Origin of the sequence: Massilia sp. YIM B02763 (genome assembly GCF_030412015.1) — a bacterium.
Taxonomy (GTDB): Bacteria; Pseudomonadota; Gammaproteobacteria; order Burkholderiales; family Burkholderiaceae_D; genus Telluria.
The window spans coordinates 24,640-40,267 of the sequence record NZ_JASNRD010000020.1; the positions used below are offsets into that span (position 1 = coordinate 24,640).

The 15,628-nt window shown below is 69.1% G+C and carries 14 protein-coding genes; 10 read left to right on the plus strand and 4 right to left on the minus strand.

Features of this window, described 5'->3' with window-relative positions; all coding sequences use genetic code 11:
* Positions 1 to 83: 83 nt before the first annotated feature.
* Complete coding sequence (locus tag QPK32_RS21225; protein ID WP_290414792.1) at positions 84 to 1,100, plus strand: cation diffusion facilitator family transporter; 1,017 nt, start codon at positions 84 to 86, stop codon at positions 1,098 to 1,100.
* A 316-nt stretch (positions 1,101 to 1,416) separates the two neighbouring features.
* Positions 1,417 to 4,359, plus strand: coding sequence for a triple tyrosine motif-containing protein (locus QPK32_RS26750; protein WP_290414793.1), 2,943 nt, complete (start codon positions 1,417 to 1,419; stop codon positions 4,357 to 4,359).
* Between the two features lie 7 nt (positions 4,360 to 4,366).
* On the opposite strand, the gene QPK32_RS21235 is transcribed toward QPK32_RS26750, so the two are convergent.
* Positions 4,367 to 4,999 carry a response regulator transcription factor gene (locus tag QPK32_RS21235; protein ID WP_290414794.1) on the minus strand — a complete coding sequence of 211 codons (633 nt, stop codon included), beginning with the start codon at positions 4,997 to 4,999 and terminating at the stop codon, positions 4,367 to 4,369.
* A gap of 237 nt (positions 5,000 to 5,236) precedes the next feature.
* Here QPK32_RS21235 and QPK32_RS21240 point away from each other — a divergent pair, with 237 nt between their 5' ends.
* Both QPK32_RS21240 and QPK32_RS21245 read left to right on the plus strand, forming a co-directional pair.
* A complete protein-coding gene (locus QPK32_RS21240) occupies positions 5,237 to 5,611 on the plus strand; it encodes a hypothetical protein (protein ID WP_290414795.1) in 375 nt (124 codons plus the stop codon).
* Positions 5,612 to 5,618: 7 nt separating this feature from the next.
* Complete coding sequence (locus QPK32_RS21245; protein WP_290414796.1) at positions 5,619 to 6,584, plus strand: GlxA family transcriptional regulator; 966 nt, start codon at positions 5,619 to 5,621, stop codon at positions 6,582 to 6,584.
* Positions 6,585 to 6,641: 57 nt separating this feature from the next.
* On the opposite strand, the gene QPK32_RS21250 is transcribed toward QPK32_RS21245, so the two are convergent.
* A complete protein-coding gene (locus QPK32_RS21250; RefSeq protein ID WP_290414797.1) occupies positions 6,642 to 6,941 on the minus strand; it encodes a hypothetical protein in 300 nt (99 codons plus the stop codon).
* Positions 6,942 to 6,965: 24 nt separating this feature from the next.
* Positions 6,966 to 7,322, minus strand: a complete 357-nt coding sequence (locus tag QPK32_RS21255; protein WP_290414798.1) for a hypothetical protein — start codon at positions 7,320 to 7,322, stop codon at positions 6,966 to 6,968.
* 138 nt (positions 7,323 to 7,460) lie between these two features.
* Between QPK32_RS21255 and QPK32_RS21260 the strand changes: the two genes are divergently transcribed.
* The 6 genes from QPK32_RS21260 (at position 7,461) to QPK32_RS21285 (ending at position 12,927) form a co-directional block, all read left to right on the plus strand.
* Entirely contained in the window at positions 7,461 to 7,931 is a 471-nt protein-coding gene (locus QPK32_RS21260) for a hypothetical protein (protein WP_290414799.1), read from the plus strand.
* A gap of 101 nt (positions 7,932 to 8,032) precedes the next feature.
* Positions 8,033 to 8,419 carry a hypothetical protein gene (locus tag QPK32_RS21265; protein ID WP_290414800.1) on the plus strand — a complete coding sequence of 129 codons (387 nt, stop codon included), beginning with the start codon at positions 8,033 to 8,035 and terminating at the stop codon, positions 8,417 to 8,419.
* Complete coding sequence (locus QPK32_RS21270) at positions 8,416 to 9,813, plus strand: TolC family protein (RefSeq protein ID WP_290414801.1); 1,398 nt, start codon at positions 8,416 to 8,418, stop codon at positions 9,811 to 9,813. Before QPK32_RS21265 ends, QPK32_RS21270 begins: the two co-directional genes overlap by 4 nt.
* Positions 9,810 to 11,183 (plus strand): multicopper oxidase family protein, encoded by a 1,374-nt coding sequence (locus QPK32_RS21275; RefSeq protein WP_290414802.1) that lies wholly within the window; start codon positions 9,810 to 9,812, stop codon positions 11,181 to 11,183. Before QPK32_RS21270 ends, QPK32_RS21275 begins: the two co-directional genes overlap by 4 nt.
* 298 nt (positions 11,184 to 11,481) lie before the next feature.
* Entirely contained in the window at positions 11,482 to 12,018 is a 537-nt protein-coding gene (locus QPK32_RS21280; protein WP_290414803.1) for a porin family protein, read from the plus strand.
* Positions 12,019 to 12,360: 342 nt separating this feature from the next.
* Positions 12,361 to 12,927, plus strand: coding sequence for a porin family protein (locus tag QPK32_RS21285; RefSeq protein ID WP_290414804.1), 567 nt, complete (start codon positions 12,361 to 12,363; stop codon positions 12,925 to 12,927).
* A 129-nt stretch (positions 12,928 to 13,056) separates the two neighbouring features.
* Here QPK32_RS21285 and QPK32_RS21290 read toward each other — a convergent pair whose 3' ends face one another.
* Positions 13,057 to 15,615, minus strand: a complete 2,559-nt coding sequence (locus QPK32_RS21290; protein ID WP_290414805.1) for a heavy metal translocating P-type ATPase — start codon at positions 15,613 to 15,615, stop codon at positions 13,057 to 13,059.
* Positions 15,616 to 15,628 lie beyond the last annotated feature (13 nt).

Consider the following 15,628-nt stretch of genomic DNA (forward strand, 5'->3'; position numbering starts at 1 on the left):
CCCCGTCCCGCGTCCACCCGTGCAGGGGTCGTGGACGCTTTTGGCTACACTTGAGCCGACGGACAACGAGGACGATGGCATTCATGAGCGACAGCATAGCGCAAGCGGGAACACAAACGAAGACGGAACCGGAACGCAAGGCGTCGAAGGACGGGGACGGCGGCGGCTCGCGCAAGGTCATCTATGCGGCCATCGTCGCCAACCTCGGCATCGCCGTCGCCAAGTTCATCGTCGCCGCCATCACGGGCAGCGCGGCGATGCTGGCCGAGGGCATCCACTCGGCGGTCGACACGGGCAACGAGCTGCTGCTGCTGATCGGCGAGAAGGTGAGCGCCAGGCCGCCCGACAAGCGCCACCCGTTCGGCTACGGCAAGGCCATGTACTTCTGGGCGCTGATCGTCGCCATGTCCGTGTTCGCGCTGGGCGGCGGCCTGTCGATCCACCATGGCATCGTCTCCCTGCGCGAGCCCGAGCCGCTCGAGGATCCGCTGTGGAACTACGTCGTGCTGCTGGTCTCGGCCGCGTTCGAAGGCTATAGCTGGAACGTCTCGCGCAAGGAATTGAACAAGGTGAGGAAGCCCGGCGCCTCGCTGTGGCAAACGGTCCGGGCCAGCAAGGATGCGGCCGTGTTCAGCGTGTTCATCGAGGATTCGGCGGCGCTCGCCGGCCTCGTCATCGCCGGCGCCGGCATTTTCCTCGGCCACCTGCTCGACAACCCCTACATCGACCCGGCCGCTTCGATCCTGATCGGCCTGCTGCTGGTGGGCGCCGCGTTCACGCTGGCGCGCGAGACGGGAGGCCTGCTGGTGGGCGAGACCATCGGCGTGGAAGCCACGCAGCGCCTGCGCCGCATCTTCGAGGACGACCCCGCCGTCCTCGCCGTGGGCAAGCTGCTCAGCATGCAGCTGGGGCCGGACGAGGCCTTGCTGACGGCATCGGTCACGTTCAAGCGCGGCATGCGCATCGACGAGGTCGAACAGGCGATCGCGCGGCTCGAACGCACGGTGGCGCAAGCGTATCCGTCGATCCAGCGGATCTACTTCGAATCGGGGGCGCTGCGCTCGGCGATGGGCGAGCGGCCCGCGCCGGACGCCCAATGAATTCTTCTACAATTGTATATACAATCAAAATTCTCTTCGCTTTCCCCTCCCTTGTAACATGATGACCATCATCATGACTGAGTATTACAACAGTTCGCCATTAAATGGTAGAGTGATCGTTCAGTAAAGAAAGATTGGCAAGCATGGCCAATCTGGCGCTGCCCATGCCCTGCAGCGCCACGCCCTTGACCGAGCGCACCCGCCGATGCCGAACAAACGCCCTGACGCAACGCCCCTGCTCCGCCGATCCGTCCGCCTCGTGCTGGGCAGCCTGCTGGCCCTTTCCGCGATGACCGCACACGCTCTCGACCCGCGCGTGAGGCTCGCCGATTACAACCACACGAGCTGGACTGCCAAGTCCGGGGCGCCGTCGAACATCACGACGATGGCGCAGACGACGGACGGATGGCTGTGGCTGGGCACGACTTCCGGACTGTACCGCTTCGACGGCGTGCGGTTCTCCAGGTACGGCGGCGCGGGCATCGACCTGCCTGGCGGCGGCGTCTCGACGCTGTACGCCACGGCGCACGGCGACCTGCTCGTTGGCTACCTGATGGGCGGGATCGTGCAGCTGCGCGGCGCAACCGTCACGCGCCTGGCCAGTGCCGCCGATGTGCCGGCCAGCTACCAGCTGGCCGTCGACACGGACGGCAGCATCTGGGCTGCCACCGTCAAGGGCATGCTGCGCTACCACGGCGGACGCTGGACCGCCTACGGTCCGGAACAGGGCTTCCCCGGCCCCGTCGCCGATGCCGTCACCCTGGACCGGTACGGCCGGCTGTGGGCCAGCAGCAAGGACACGGGGCTGTACCTGCTGGACCGCGAACACGGACGCTTCGTCGCGACCGGCATGCCGGACAGCGGCAATCCCGTTGTGCCGGCACCGGATGGCGTCATGTGGCTGATCCGGGATGGACGGTGGCAGGCGCTGCCAGCGCCCGGTCCGACGGCGACCCTGGCGGCGGGGACGATGCGCGCGCCGACCAGCGCCTCCGGCGGGATCGTGGACCGCGACGGCAATCGGTGGACCCTGATGTGTCCGACTGGATTGTGCCGCACCACGCCCGACCGCCTGCGGGCACGTGCGCCGTTCGACGCCGCCGCGCTCGCCACGGACCGCCTGGACCGCGCATGGGAGCTCAGCGACCTCACCACCCAAACGATGCTGGAAGACCGCGAAGGCAATATCTGGGTAGCGACCCGGACCGGCCTGGAACGCTTCCGTCACAATCGTCTGGCACCGATCCCGCTGCCGATGGGCGAACGCTGGTTCCAGGTGGTCGCCGCGCCCGATGGCGCCCCTTTGGTCGCATCCACGGGCAGCGGCCTGCGCTTCGAAGCGGGCAGCACGGTCTTCGGACGCCCGCGCCCGCCTGCCCTGTTCGCCCGGACGGGCGACGGCAGTTTGCTCTGCGCCAGCGACGGCCGCCTCACGCGCACGCGCGGCGGCGCGGTATCGACGATCGACTATCCCCCGGGACCGGACGGAAAGCTGCTGAAGGGCCTGGCGATCCGCCTTACCGGGAGCGGCGACGACATCTGGCTCGGCCTGTCCGGACATGGGCTGTTCCACTACCATGCCGGCGCCTGGACCCCGTCGCGCGACTACGGCGCGCCGAAGGGGGTGACGAGCATCGAGGCCGACGCGCCCAATGCCGCGTGGCTAGGGTTCCGCGACGGGACGGTCATGCGGTTTCGCGACGGCGCGCTGTCCGCGGTCAGCGGCAATGCCGGCATCGGCCCCATCACACTGATCGACGTGCAGCGTGGCGTGCTCGTGGCGGGCGCCGATGGGCTCGCGGTGGTCGTCGGTGGTCGCATTCATCGGCTGGACGCAAGCGACCCGGAGCTGCTCGCGGGGATCACCGGCCACATCGTGGACCCGAACGGCGACCGCTGGTTCAACGGCAGGAAAGGCGTCGTGCACGTGGCAGCCTCGGCGTGGAAGGCGGCGCTCGCCGGCTCCGGGCATGTGCAGGCCACCCTGTACGACGGCACCGAGGGCTATCCCGGCACCGCGCTGTCCTACAACGGCTTTCCCACTGCGACCAGGACGCGCGACGGCAGGCTGTGGTTCTCGGCCCAGGCCGGGGTGGTCTACCTGGACCCGTCCCGCGTCCACCGCAACGAGGTGGCGCCGACACTGGCCATCGAACCGCCCGGCGTCGAAGGGGCATCCAGGGATGCGCAGGGTCGCCATGTCCTGCCCGCCGGCACGAGCAGCCTGCGCCTCGACTATACAGCCCTGAGCTACACGAACCCCGAGCGGGTCCGCTTCCGCTACCGGCTGGACGGCGTGGACCCCGACTGGCAGGATGCGGGCAGCCGGCGTTCGACCTTCTACAGCGGCCTCGGCCCCGGAACGTACCGCTTCCGCGTCAGCGCGACCAACGAGGATGGCGTCCCCGCACTCGCGCCGGCACAGATCGATCTCGTCATCCGGCCCACCATGGCGCAGACCACGTGGTTCCGCCTGGTGTGCGCCGCGTCCGCCATCGGTCTGCTGGCCCTGGCCTACCGCTGGCGCATGCGGCGCCTGGCGCAGCGCCTCAACGAACGCTTCCAGGAAAGGCTCGCCGAGCGCGAGCGCATCTCGCGCAGCCTGCACGACTCCCTGCTGCAGAACATGCAGGCGCTGCTCCTGCGCCTGCATGGCGCCGTCAAGCCGATGGAGCGCAGCAGCGAGGTACGCGGGCGCCTCGACGCGATCCTCGACCAGGCCGACACGGTGATGCGCGAAGCGCGCGAGGAAATCAAGGGCCTGCGCGCGGGCGGCGACGGCAGCCGCGCCGACATCGGGCACGCGCTGGCCGCCTTCGGCGCCACCCTGCAGGAGCAGTTCGGCGCCGAGTTCAAGCTCTTCGTCGGCGGCACGATCCGTCCTCTGCAGGACGCGGCCTGGCGCGAAATCTACTACATCGGCCGCGAGGCGCTGTTCAACGCCTACCAGCACGCGCATGCCCGCAAGATCGAGGTCGAGCTCACCTACGGCAATGGCGAATTCGGCCTGGTCGTGCGCGACGACGGCCGCGGCATCGACGACGACATCCAGCAGCGCGGCGGCCGCGACGGACACTGGGGCCTGCCCGGCATGAAGGAACGCGCCGGGGCGCTCGGCGGCACGCTGGAATGGTGGAGCCGCGCGGGACTGGGCACCGAGGTGATCGCGCGCTTCCCCGCCGCGCGCGTGTACGCACCGGAGGAAAAGCAGCGCTGGCGCCGCCGCCTGCGCGCGCTGCTGGGCCGTACCGGCGCCTGAGGGGCCGTCAGGCGCCGCGCCGGCGCAGGTCGATGATGCCGCGCTCGAGCGCCAGCACGACGGCGTGGGTGCGGTCGTTCGCATCCATCTTGGACAGCACGCTCTTCATGTGCGCCGCCACCGTGGCTTCCGAGATGCCCAGCTGCGTGCCGATCAGGCGGTTGGTCTTGCCGGTCGCGGCCAGTTCCAGCACCTGGATCTCGCGCGGCGTCAGCGCGTCGTCGTGCACGTGGCATGCCATCGCCATGGCCACCGAGGGCGCCATGCGGCGCTCGCCGCCGTACACCGCGCGGATGGCGTCGGGCAGGTCCTTGCGCGCCTGGCCCTTGAGCATGTAGCCGCTGGCGCCGGCCTTCATCGCGCGCAGGGCGTGGACATCGCCCTCGTAGGTGGTCAGCACCACCACCCGGATGTCGGGAAAGTCGCGCCGGATCAGCGTCGTCGCTTCGATGCCGTCCAGTTCCGGCATCTGGATATCCATCACGACCACGTCCGGCTGCAGGCTGCGACAGCATGCCAGCGCTTCGCGTCCGGTGCCCGCCTCCCCTGCCAGCACGATATCGGGTTCGCCGTCGAGGATGCTGGCCAACCCCTGGCGGAACAAGGGATGGTCGTCGACGATCAGTACGGAAATGGGCATGGCGGGACCTGGTTCTGGTAGTGGGAAAAGCACGCGCCCCGGACCGTGCCAGGGAGGCGCCACGCCGTCATCCCCAAATCTGGGTAGTTCGACCCTGAATGATCTGGAGATTGCTGCGACCGCAAAAAACTTTAACATTCATTCTACATTCTGGCACGGCAAGGCGATAGTCGCCCGGCCGGTCCCGGATGAGCGAGTTGCCGGGAATGCACGGCCCACCTTGACCGGAGCGCAGCAGTGAAATTGTTTGCAAGTGCGTTTCCGCGGGGCGCGGCAGGCATCGGCCTGCTGCTCCTGCGCGCCACCACGGCTTACCAACTGGCCGGTAGCGGCATCGCCGCGCCACCCCCGCTGGCGCTGGCGCTGGCGTGCGGCGCGACGGCACTGCTGCTCGCAACGGGGTTCCTGACGCCGCTGGCCGCGGCCTCGTGCCTCGCCTGCGAACTGCTGTGCTTTGCGCTCGGCACCGCGCAGGACGTCGGATCGCTGGTCGATCCGATCCTTTGTTGCCTGGCTGTCGGCCTCGCGGGGCCTGGGGCGTACTCCCTGGATGCCAGGTTGTTTGGGCGCCGGCGCGTTCTCGCCGACATCCGCACGCATCGAAAACACTGAGGACATCATGAAACAGATCGGACTACTACTGCCCCCCGGCTTCCAGGCACTGGACTTCATGGCCAGCACCGTCTTCGAAGTGGCCAACACGCTGCTCGACGAACCCTGCTACGACATGACGGTATTGTCCGAAGAGGGCGGCATGCTCGCCAGCTCGTCCGGCATCCAGGTCCTGACCGCGCCCATCACACGCTATGACTACGACACGCTGCTGGTGGCGGGCCAGATGATGCCCGGCGCGGCGCCGGCCTCGGAGGGCTTCCTCGAGATCCTGCGCCGCGCGGCCGAGGAATCGCGCCGCGTCGCCGCCCTGTGCACGGGCGCCTTCCTGCTGGCCCAGGCCGGGCTGCTGGAAGGCCGGCGCGCCACCACCCACTGGGAGCTGGGGCGCACGCTGCAGCACGCCTTCCCGCGCCTGCAGGTCGACGAGAACCGCATCTTCATCAATGCCGGCAAGTTCTGGACCTCGGCCGGCATGACGGCCTGCGTCGACCTGTGCCTGGCGCTGGTGGAGGACGACCATGGCATCGAGGTCTCGCGTAACGTCGCCCGCAAGATGGTGCTGTACCACCGCCGCAGCGGCGGCCAGTCGCAGTTCTCGTCGCTGCTCGAATTGCAGCCGAAGTCGGACCGCATCCAGCAGGCGCTCACCTATGCCAAGCGGCACCTGCGCAAGCCCCTGTCGGTGGACGAGCTGGCCGATGCCGCCAACCTGAGCACGCGCCAGTTCAGCCGTACCTTCCGCATCGAGACGGGCCAGTCGCCGGCAAGGGCGATCGAGCTGCTGCGGGTGGAAGCGGCGCGCGCCATGATGGAGGACAGCAACCACCCCGTCGACGTGGTGGCGCGCGAGACCGGCTTCGCCGACTCCGAGCGCATGCGCCGCGCCTTCCTGCGCGCCTTCGGCCAGCCGCCGCAGGCCATCAAGCGCGCGGCGCGCGAGCAGGCGGCGCAATTCGCGCAGCCGGCCTGACGGACGGCCCCAACCGCCGCCCTCGCCGCCAGCTCGTTGTCCGCTTCATTGTCCGCTTCATCGAGCGGCACTGCGCAGCCAGTCGCGGCCCCGCTCGTCGAGGGCGGCCGCGATCACGTCGGGCGGCAGGCTGTAGACGGTGGCCCAGGTGGCGCGGCCATCCGCCGCGTTCGACGGGAAGCTGGTCGTCTCGATCGGCCAGTGGTACTTGCGCTTGAGCGCGCGCACGATCGCGGCCAGCGTCACCCTGCCGCGCAGGGGTTCCGCGCCGGCCTGGTCGCCATTGGACAGCAGCACCGCGAGAACGGCGCCGCGCGCGGTACGCGGGCCGGGGAAGATGGGAGAGTTTTTCGGCATGCGGCATTGTAGCCGCGGCCGGCGTCAGGGCAACGTCCGGAAGCGCGGCGACTGGGCGCGGAATTCGCGCAGCAGCGCGTCGACGATGGCGCTCGTGTAGGGCTGCAGCGGCGCTCCGCGCTCGCCGGCGGCGCCCAGTGCCGCGGCCTCGCTCAGGCGCGCCAGGACCACCGTCGCCAGCGACGCCCGGGCGGCGCCTTCCGGGCAACCATGGAAGCACGGGCGCAGGCGCCAATCCAGCTGCATCGTTCCCTGCAGCAGGCGCTCGACGCCCATGTCGAAGATCACCTTGTCGATCACGTGCGCGGCGCGCTCGGCGACGCCGTGCTGGGTGCCCATGCCTGGCGCTGCAAGCAAGCGCGTCAACAGCTTCCGCGTCATCAGCCTCATGTGCCGCTGCCCTCTCGTTACCGATGTCAATATATTATCAGTTATGCTCGTGTCTACAAGTCCCGCACGGCGGCAACAGCGCGATGACGATGCCGTTGTCGGCCCGATGCCACATGCTAGAATAAGCGCGTGAAATCCCTTGTCCACGTCTTCCTCGCCTGGCTGCTGTTGCTGGCGCTGCCCTTCCAGGGTGTCGCCGCGGCGGGCATGCTGCCGTGCGCGCCGCCCGCGGCCGTGCATGCGGTGGACGTGCATGCGGTGGACGTGCATGCGGTGGACGCGCCGATGGCGGGCCACGGGCATGCGGCGGCGATGGCCGGGGCGGACAATGCCGACGCGCATTGCGCCATGCAGGCGACGTCCGACGCGGCATCCGACGCAGCATCCTCCGGGACGCCGGATTGCCACGACGGCAACGCCCACCACGGCAAGGGCTCATGCGCGTCCTGCTGCGTCGGCGCCGCGATGGCACCGGCCGCCGTGCCCACGCCGCTGGCGCCGGCGACGCCCGATTCCAGCTCGATCCCCTTCCGCGCCGGCCACGTGCCGAGCGTCGACCCCACGCTGCTCGAACGGCCTCCGCGCGCGCGTCGCGCCTGACGTCATCCCGGCCTGCGCCGGCGGTCCCCGCGACCGCTCCAGGCCCGCGTCGCCGCCGCCCACCGGCTGCGGCCCCATCACGCCAGACCGTACGAGGAACCATGAAACGATCATCCATGCCGGCGCGCGCCGCCGGCCTGCTGCTTGCAGCCGCCTGTACCCTTGCCCAGGCGCGGCAATCCGGCCCCGCCGATGCGCAGGCGCCGGTACCCGCCACCGCCTACCGGCCGGCCGTCGACTACCGCGCGGCACCCGCGCCGCACCGGCCGGACCGCCACTGGAAAGCCAGTAACGACACCGTCGCCAATACCAACTCGATGGCGCTGACCATGAAATCGATGGACGGCCACGCCGGCCATGCGGGCCATGCCGCGCCCGCGGCGCCGGCCGATCCGCATGCAGGCCACGGCATGCCGCCACAGCGGGAGCCGCAACAACAGCAGCGGGCGCACGACCACCACGTCCAGCACCACGGAGACCAGCAATGAGCACGCATCTGCGCAACGGCGCGGCGCTGCTGGCCGCCGCCCTGCTGGCGAGCGGCTGCACGGCGGTCGCGCCCGACGGCGGCTTCGGCGCCGTGGCCGACGCGACGGCCGGCCGCATCGGCGCGACGCCGCGCCTGGCACGCGACGAGCAGGCCGCGCGCACGCTGCGCGACAGCGTGCGCGCCGAGCTGGCGCGGCCGCTCGACATGGACGCGGCCGTGCGCGTCGCCCTCGTCAACCATCCCGGCCTGCAGGCGACCTACTGGAACGTCGGCATCGCCCAGGCGGAGCTGGCGCAGGCTTCCCGCCTGCAGAACCCGGCGCTCGGCTTCAAGCGCGTGTCGGGGGGCGGCGACATCGAGATCGAACGGAGCCTGTCGTTCAACCTGGTCGGCCTGCTGACCACGCCGCTGGCCGCGCGCATGGAAGCGCGCCGCTTCGAGGCCGTGCGGCGCGACGTCGGCGCAGCCATCGAACGGCATGCGGCGGACACGCGCCGCGCCTGGATCGATGCCGTCGCCGCGCGCCAGCAGCTGGAATACGCGCGCCAGGTGAACGCCTCGGCCGAGGCCAGCGCCGAACTGGCGGCGCGGATGACGGCGGCCGGCAATATCGCCAGGCTCGACCTCGCACGCGAGCAGGCCTTTCATGCGGAAAGCGCGGCCGCGCTGGCGCGCGCCGGCAAGCAGGTCATGGCCACGCGCGAACGCCTGACCCGCCTGATGGGCCTGTGGGGCGCCGACACCCAATACACGCTGCCCGATCGCCTGCCCGACCTGCCGGCCATGCCGGCCGAGCTGCAGGACGTCGAACGCATCGCCCTCGAACAGCGCCTGGACGTGCAGGCGGCCAAGGCCGACGCGCAGGCGACGGCCGGCAGCCTCGGCCTCACGCGCGTCACGCGCTTCGTGAATGCGCTGGAACTGGGCTATGCCGGCAAGTCCGAGACGGGCTCGCCGTCCGCGCGCGGCTACGAGCTGTCGATCGAACTGCCGCTGTTCGACTGGGGCGGCGCGCGCGTGGCGCGCGCCGAAGCCGTCTACATGCAGTCCTTGCAGCACGTGGCGGAAACGGCGGTCACGGCGCGCAGCGAGGCGCGCGAGTCCTATCTCGACTACCGCACCTCGTACGACGTCGCCCGCCACTACCGCGACTCCGTGATCCCGCTGCGCAAGCAGATCTCGCGCGAGGTCCTGCTGCGCTACAACGGCATGCTGGCCAGTACCCAGGAATTGCTCGCCGACGCGCGCGAACAGGCCGGCGCCGTCAACGCCTATATCGACGCCCTGAAGGAATTCTGGACCGCGCAAGCCAACCTCGAGGCCGCGCTCGGCGCGCGCGTCGGCACACCGGCCGCGGTCCAGGCACACGAACACAAGGAACACGCAGAATGACATCCCGCAGACACTTCATCGGCGGCGCCGGCAGCGCCTTCCTCGGCGCCGCGCTGGTCGGCAAGGCCGGCCAGGCCGCCGTCCCCGAGGCGCCGGTGCAAAGCTCGCCCGCTACCCTCCCGCCCCCGCCGCCGCCCAACGGCCGGCCGTTCAACCCCGTCGTCACGCTCAACGGCTGGAGCCTGCCGTGGCGCATGAAGGACGGCGTGAAGGAATTCCACCTGGTGGCGGAACCCGTGGTGCGCGAGATCGCGCCCGGCATGACGGCCAACCTGTGGGGCTACAACGGCCAGAGTCCTGGCCCGACCATCGAGGTCGTCGAAGGCGACCGTGTGCGCATCTTCGTCACCAACAAGCTGCCGGAAGCGACCACGATCCACTGGCACGGCCAGCTGCTGCCGAACGGGATGGACGGCGTGGCGGGCCTGAACCAGCCGGCAATCGCGCCGGGCAAGACCTTCGTCTACGAATTCGTGGCGCGCTATGCCGGCACCTTCATGTACCACCCGCACACGGACGAGATGGCGCAGATGGCGATGGGCATGATGGGCTTCTGGGTCACGCACCCGAAGGATCCGCGCCAGCACGCAGTCGACCGCGATTTCGTGTTCCTGCTGAACGCCTACGACATCGAACCGGGCAGCTACACGCCCAAGGTCAATACGATGCTGGACTTTAACCTGTGGACGATCAACAGCCGCGCCTTCCCCGGCACGGACCCCATGGTGGTGCGCAAGGACGACCGCGTGCGCATCCGCATCGGGAACCTGACGATGACGAACCACCCCTTCCACATCCACGGCCACCGCTTCGAGGTGACGGGCACCGACGGCGGCTGGATCCCGCCGGCCGCGCGCTGGCCCGAAGTGACGGTCGACGTGGGCGTGGGCCAGATGCGCGCCATCGAATTCATCGCGGATGCGCCGGGCGACTGGGCCTTCCACTGCCACAAGTCGCACCACACGATGAACGCGATGGGCCACGACGTGCCGAACCTGATCGGCGTCGACCACCGCGGCGTGGCCCGCAAGATCAACGACCTCGTGCCGGGCTATATGGTCATGGGCGACAAGGGTGGCTCGATGGGCGGCATGCGCATGCCGCTGCCCGAGAACACGCTGCCGATGATGGACGGGAAAGGACCGTTCGGCGAGATCGAGATGGGCGGCATGTTCACCACGATCAAGGTACGCGAAGGACTGGCGCGCGGCGACTACAAGGATCCGGGCTGGTACGCCTATCCGAAAGGAACCGTCGCCGCGGAGTGGAACGGCCCGCTGGAGGAGCCCGTGCGGGCCGCGCCCGCGCCCGCGCCGGCGGCCACGCCGCCCGCCAAGGTCAAGCGCGGCAGCGGCCACGGCGGTCACTGATATGCGTTGCGCATGAAACCTGCCGCCACCGCCGCGGTGGCGGCAGTAATTTGTTGCAAGATGTCACGAAATACAAGTATCGCATTGCGATACTTTCCCAGAGATAATTTGCCGGAATACTTCGCTCATCTTGATTTGCGCCACCTCGCTACCTGACCGAAAGGTCAGTAACCGGTGGCGATGTTACAGCTGCTTACGAATGGCACCTTTTTTTCCGGCCTGTGGAGGACTATCTTTCCCTTACGCAATTCATGACGAACTGCGACACAGACCAAAACAAGAACTGAAAGGAATGACCATGAACAAGCTCGTTTTTGCCCTGATCGCTAGCATCGTTGCCGTTGGCGCAGCACAAGCCCAGACCGTCGGCTCGACCACCCCGCACTTCTATGCCGGCATCGGCGCGGCTACTTCGGACAACGTCACCACCGACGACTACCGTACCGGCGCCAAGGTCTACGGCGGCTACCAGATCGACCAGAACTGGGCAGTCGAAGGCGGCTACACCTGGTTCGACAAGCAGGACTTCAACCGCTCCGGCGTCCGTGGCGACGTGAAGAGCGAGAACAGCTATATCGCCGGCAAATACACCTACGCATTCAACGACCGCTTCTCGGGCTTCGCGAAACTGGGCGTGGCCTACACCGAGCGTAAGCTGCGCAGCAACGTCGGCGGCTACAACGACAACGACACGGGCGTCTATGGCGGCCTGGGCGTGCAGTACAAGCTGAACCAGAACGTCTCGCTGATCGGCGAATACGAACGCTACGGCAAGGACAAGGAACTGGGCGCCAAGGCGGATGTCTACACCGTCGGCGTGCAGTACGACTTCTAAGCTGCATCGTCCCGTCGTCAATGGAACGCCGTGCCGGCTAGCGCCGGGCACGGCGTTTTTTATTGAATTGTCAAATTCTTGTTGCAATCATGCGACAGCAACAAGTTGTTTCAGAATGTCACAGCGCTGACCGACGCGCGGCAGCCCTCTACATCGCGCAACGTCTGGCATCTTTCCTTTATTTAGGGCGGATACCCCGCATGCATATTGACCAGCGAGTCAGTTACTACCCCGCTCCGTTACAGTTACTTACGGATTGTTTCTCGGTCAATATTGCCTGCGCTGCTATCGTTTCCTTACGCGGTTCACGAGGAACCGCGACCAGTGGAAAGGAACCATTCAATGAAAAAACTGATCATCGCACTCGCCGCCGGCGTCGCCGCCATGGGCGCCGCCCAGGCCCAGTCCACCATCGACACCTCGAATTACACCGCCCCGCGCCCCTATGTCGGCGTCGGCGTCTCGGGTGGCAAGAACCAGGCATCCGACGACTGGCGCGCAGGCGCCAAGGTCTTCGGCGGCTATAACATCGACCAGAACTGGGCCGTCGAACTGGGCTACACCCACTTCGGCAGCCGCGACTACGATACCAACGTCCCGTCGGGCCTGCCGGGCCGCGCCAGCGTCAAGGGCAACAGCTCCTACGTCGCCGCCAAGTACGCCTATCCGCTGAACGAGCGCTTCTCGGCCTACGGCAAACTGGGCGCGTCGTATAACGAACGCAAGAACCGCATCGCCGGCTACGGCGACTACAACGAGCGCGACACCGGCCTGTACGGCGGCCTGGGCGTCGAATACGCGCTGAACCAGAACACGTCGATCGTCGGCGAGTACGAGCGCTATGGCCGCGACAAGGACACCGGCACCAAGGCCGACATCGTGTCGGTGGGCCTGAAGTACGGCTTCTAAGCCGGCGCGTAACCAGGCTTAAGCTACGTCGTCCCTGCGGAGGCAGGGACCCAATTTCTGCTTGCACGATTGGTGCGCTTGCAAAATTAGGTCCCTGCCTGCGCAGGAACGGCGTCTTTTGAGCGGCCGTCAGGCCGCCTTCTTTTCCTTCACCGGATACCCCGCCTCGTCGATCGCCTGCGCGATCCGCTCGAGTTCCGCCTTGCTGTCCACCTTCACCTTGCCGGTCGGCAGGTCGATGTCCACGACAGCGCCGCTGTCCACCCCTTGCACGGCCTTGGTCACGCGACCCACGCAGTGTTTGCAGGTCATGTCTTCGACGGTCAATTCATACATCTTCGCTTCTCCTTGAACAGGGGCGGCTGCCGCCCCGATGGTTGATACGGATTCCTGCGACGGCAAGCGCAAGGGCTCCCATGCGCCCGGCGGCGCCGCCGCCCTGTCCTGCCGCGCCGGTCGCCAGCGCCGCAGCAGCAGCGCATTGGTCACCACGCTCACCGAGCTGAGGGCCATCGCGGCGCCGGCCAGCACGGGATTGAGCAGGTCGAACGCTGCCAGCGGAATGCCGACGACGTTGTAGACGAAGGCCCAGCCCAGGTTCTGGCGGATCTTGCGGTAGGTACGGTGCGAGATGGCGATGGCATCGGCCACCAGCGCCGGATCGCCGCGCATCAGCGTGATGCCGGCCGTGTGCATGGCGACGTCGGTGCCGCCGGCCATGGCGATGCCGACGTCGGCCGCCGCCAGCGCGGGGGCATCGTTGATGCCGTCGCCGACCATCGCCACCCTGCCCGCGCCGGCGTTCATCAAGGCGCGCACCTCGTCGGCCTTGGCGCCCGGCAGGACCTCGGCCACATGGCGCTCCAGTCCCAATGCGCGGGCGACGGCGGCGGCGCTGCCGCGATTATCGCCGGTCAGCATGATCGAGGCCACGCCCATCGCCTTCAGGCGCGCGATCGCCGCGGCGGCGCCAGGCTTGACGCGGTCGCCGAAGGCCAGCAGGCCCAGCACGGCCGGCGTGCCGCCGTCGCGCGCCAGCGCCAGCCAGGACACGGTGCGGCCGTCGGCCTCGTGGCGACCGGCCGCCTCGCGCAGCGCCGGCGCGATCGCGGCCTCGGCGCCCAGTTCCTGCATCAGGCGCAGGTTGCCCAGGTAGACGACGCCTTCGCCGCCGCGCGCGCGCACGCCGCGTCCCGGCAAGGCGGCCGCGTCCGAGGCCGCCGGACAGGCGATGCCGTTCGCCGCGCCCGCCTCCGCCACGGCGCGCGCCAGCGGGTGCGCGCTGAACTGCTGGGCGGACCAGGCCAGCGCGAGCACGCGGCGCGCGTCGCCCCCGCCGGCGGTCTCCAGCGCCACTAGCGCCGGCCGCCCCTCCGTCAGCGTGCCCGTCTTGTCGAACACCACGGTGCGCACCGCATGGGCCGTTTCCAGCGCCTCCGCATCCTTGATCAGGATGCCGTAACGAGCCGCGGCGCCGGTGCCGACCATGATGCCGGTCGGCGTCGCCAGTCCGAGCGCGCAGGGGCAGGCGATCACCATCACGGCGACTGCGTTCAGCAGCGCCGCCTGCCAGTCGCCCGTCGCCAGCCCCCAGCCCAGCAGCGTGACGCCGGCCACCAGCAGCACGGCCGGCACGAACACGGCGCTGACGCGGTCGACCAGGCGCTGGATCGGCGCCTTGACGGCTTGCGCATCCTCGACCATGCGGATGATCCGGGCCAGCATCGTCGCCGCGCCGACGGCCGTCGCCTCGGCCAGCAGCAGGCCTTCGCCGTTGACGGCGCCGCCCGTGACGGCGTCGCCCACGCGTTTCGCGACAGGCAGGCTTTCGCCCGTGAGCAGCGACTCGTCCAGGTGGCTCTCCCCTTCGACCACGCGGCCGTCGGCGGGCACGCGCTCTCCGGGGCGCAGCACCATCAGGTCGCCCACGCGCAGCGCGTCCAGCGCGATCTCGGCGTCGCGCCCGCCGCGCCGCACCAGCGCCGTGGCCGGGCGCAGCGACTCGAGCGCGCGGATCGCCGCCACGGTCTGGCGCTTGGCCCGTCCTTCCAGCCATTTGCCCAGCAGGACCAGCGTGACGACGATCGCCGACGATTCGAAATAGAGGTGTCCACCGAGGTGTCCCATTCCCTCATCCATACGGCCCTGTGCCAGCAGCAGGTAGACGGACAGCCCGTAGGCGGCCGAGGTGCCGATCGCCACCAGCAGGTCCATATTGCCGCTGCCGGCGCGCAGCGCCTTCCAGCCGGCGCGGTAGAACCGCGCGCCGAGCCAGAACTGCACGGGCGTGGCCAGCACCAGCTGCAGCCATCCCGGCAGCATCCAGGCGCGGCCCAGCGCCGCCCCCAGCATGGGCGCGGCCAGCGGCGCGCTCAGGATGGCGGCCAGCGCCACCGGCCACCACGACGGCAAGCGGGATGCCGGCGCGGCGTCGCTGGCGGGCGCGGGACGGCCGGCGTCCAGCAGCCGCGCATCGTAGCCGGCCCGCTCGACGGCGGCGAGGATGGCCGCCGGCGCGGCGCTGCCCTGCACGCTGGCCTTCTCGGTGGCCAGGTTGACGCTGGCGTCGACGACGCCCGGCACCGCCTTCAGCGCCTTCTCGACCCGCGCCACGCAGGACGCGCAGGTCATGCCGTCGATCCCGACGGTGTGGGTGGCGGCAGCGGCAAGATTGGATGAGGATTGCATGGGTTCTCCTGTC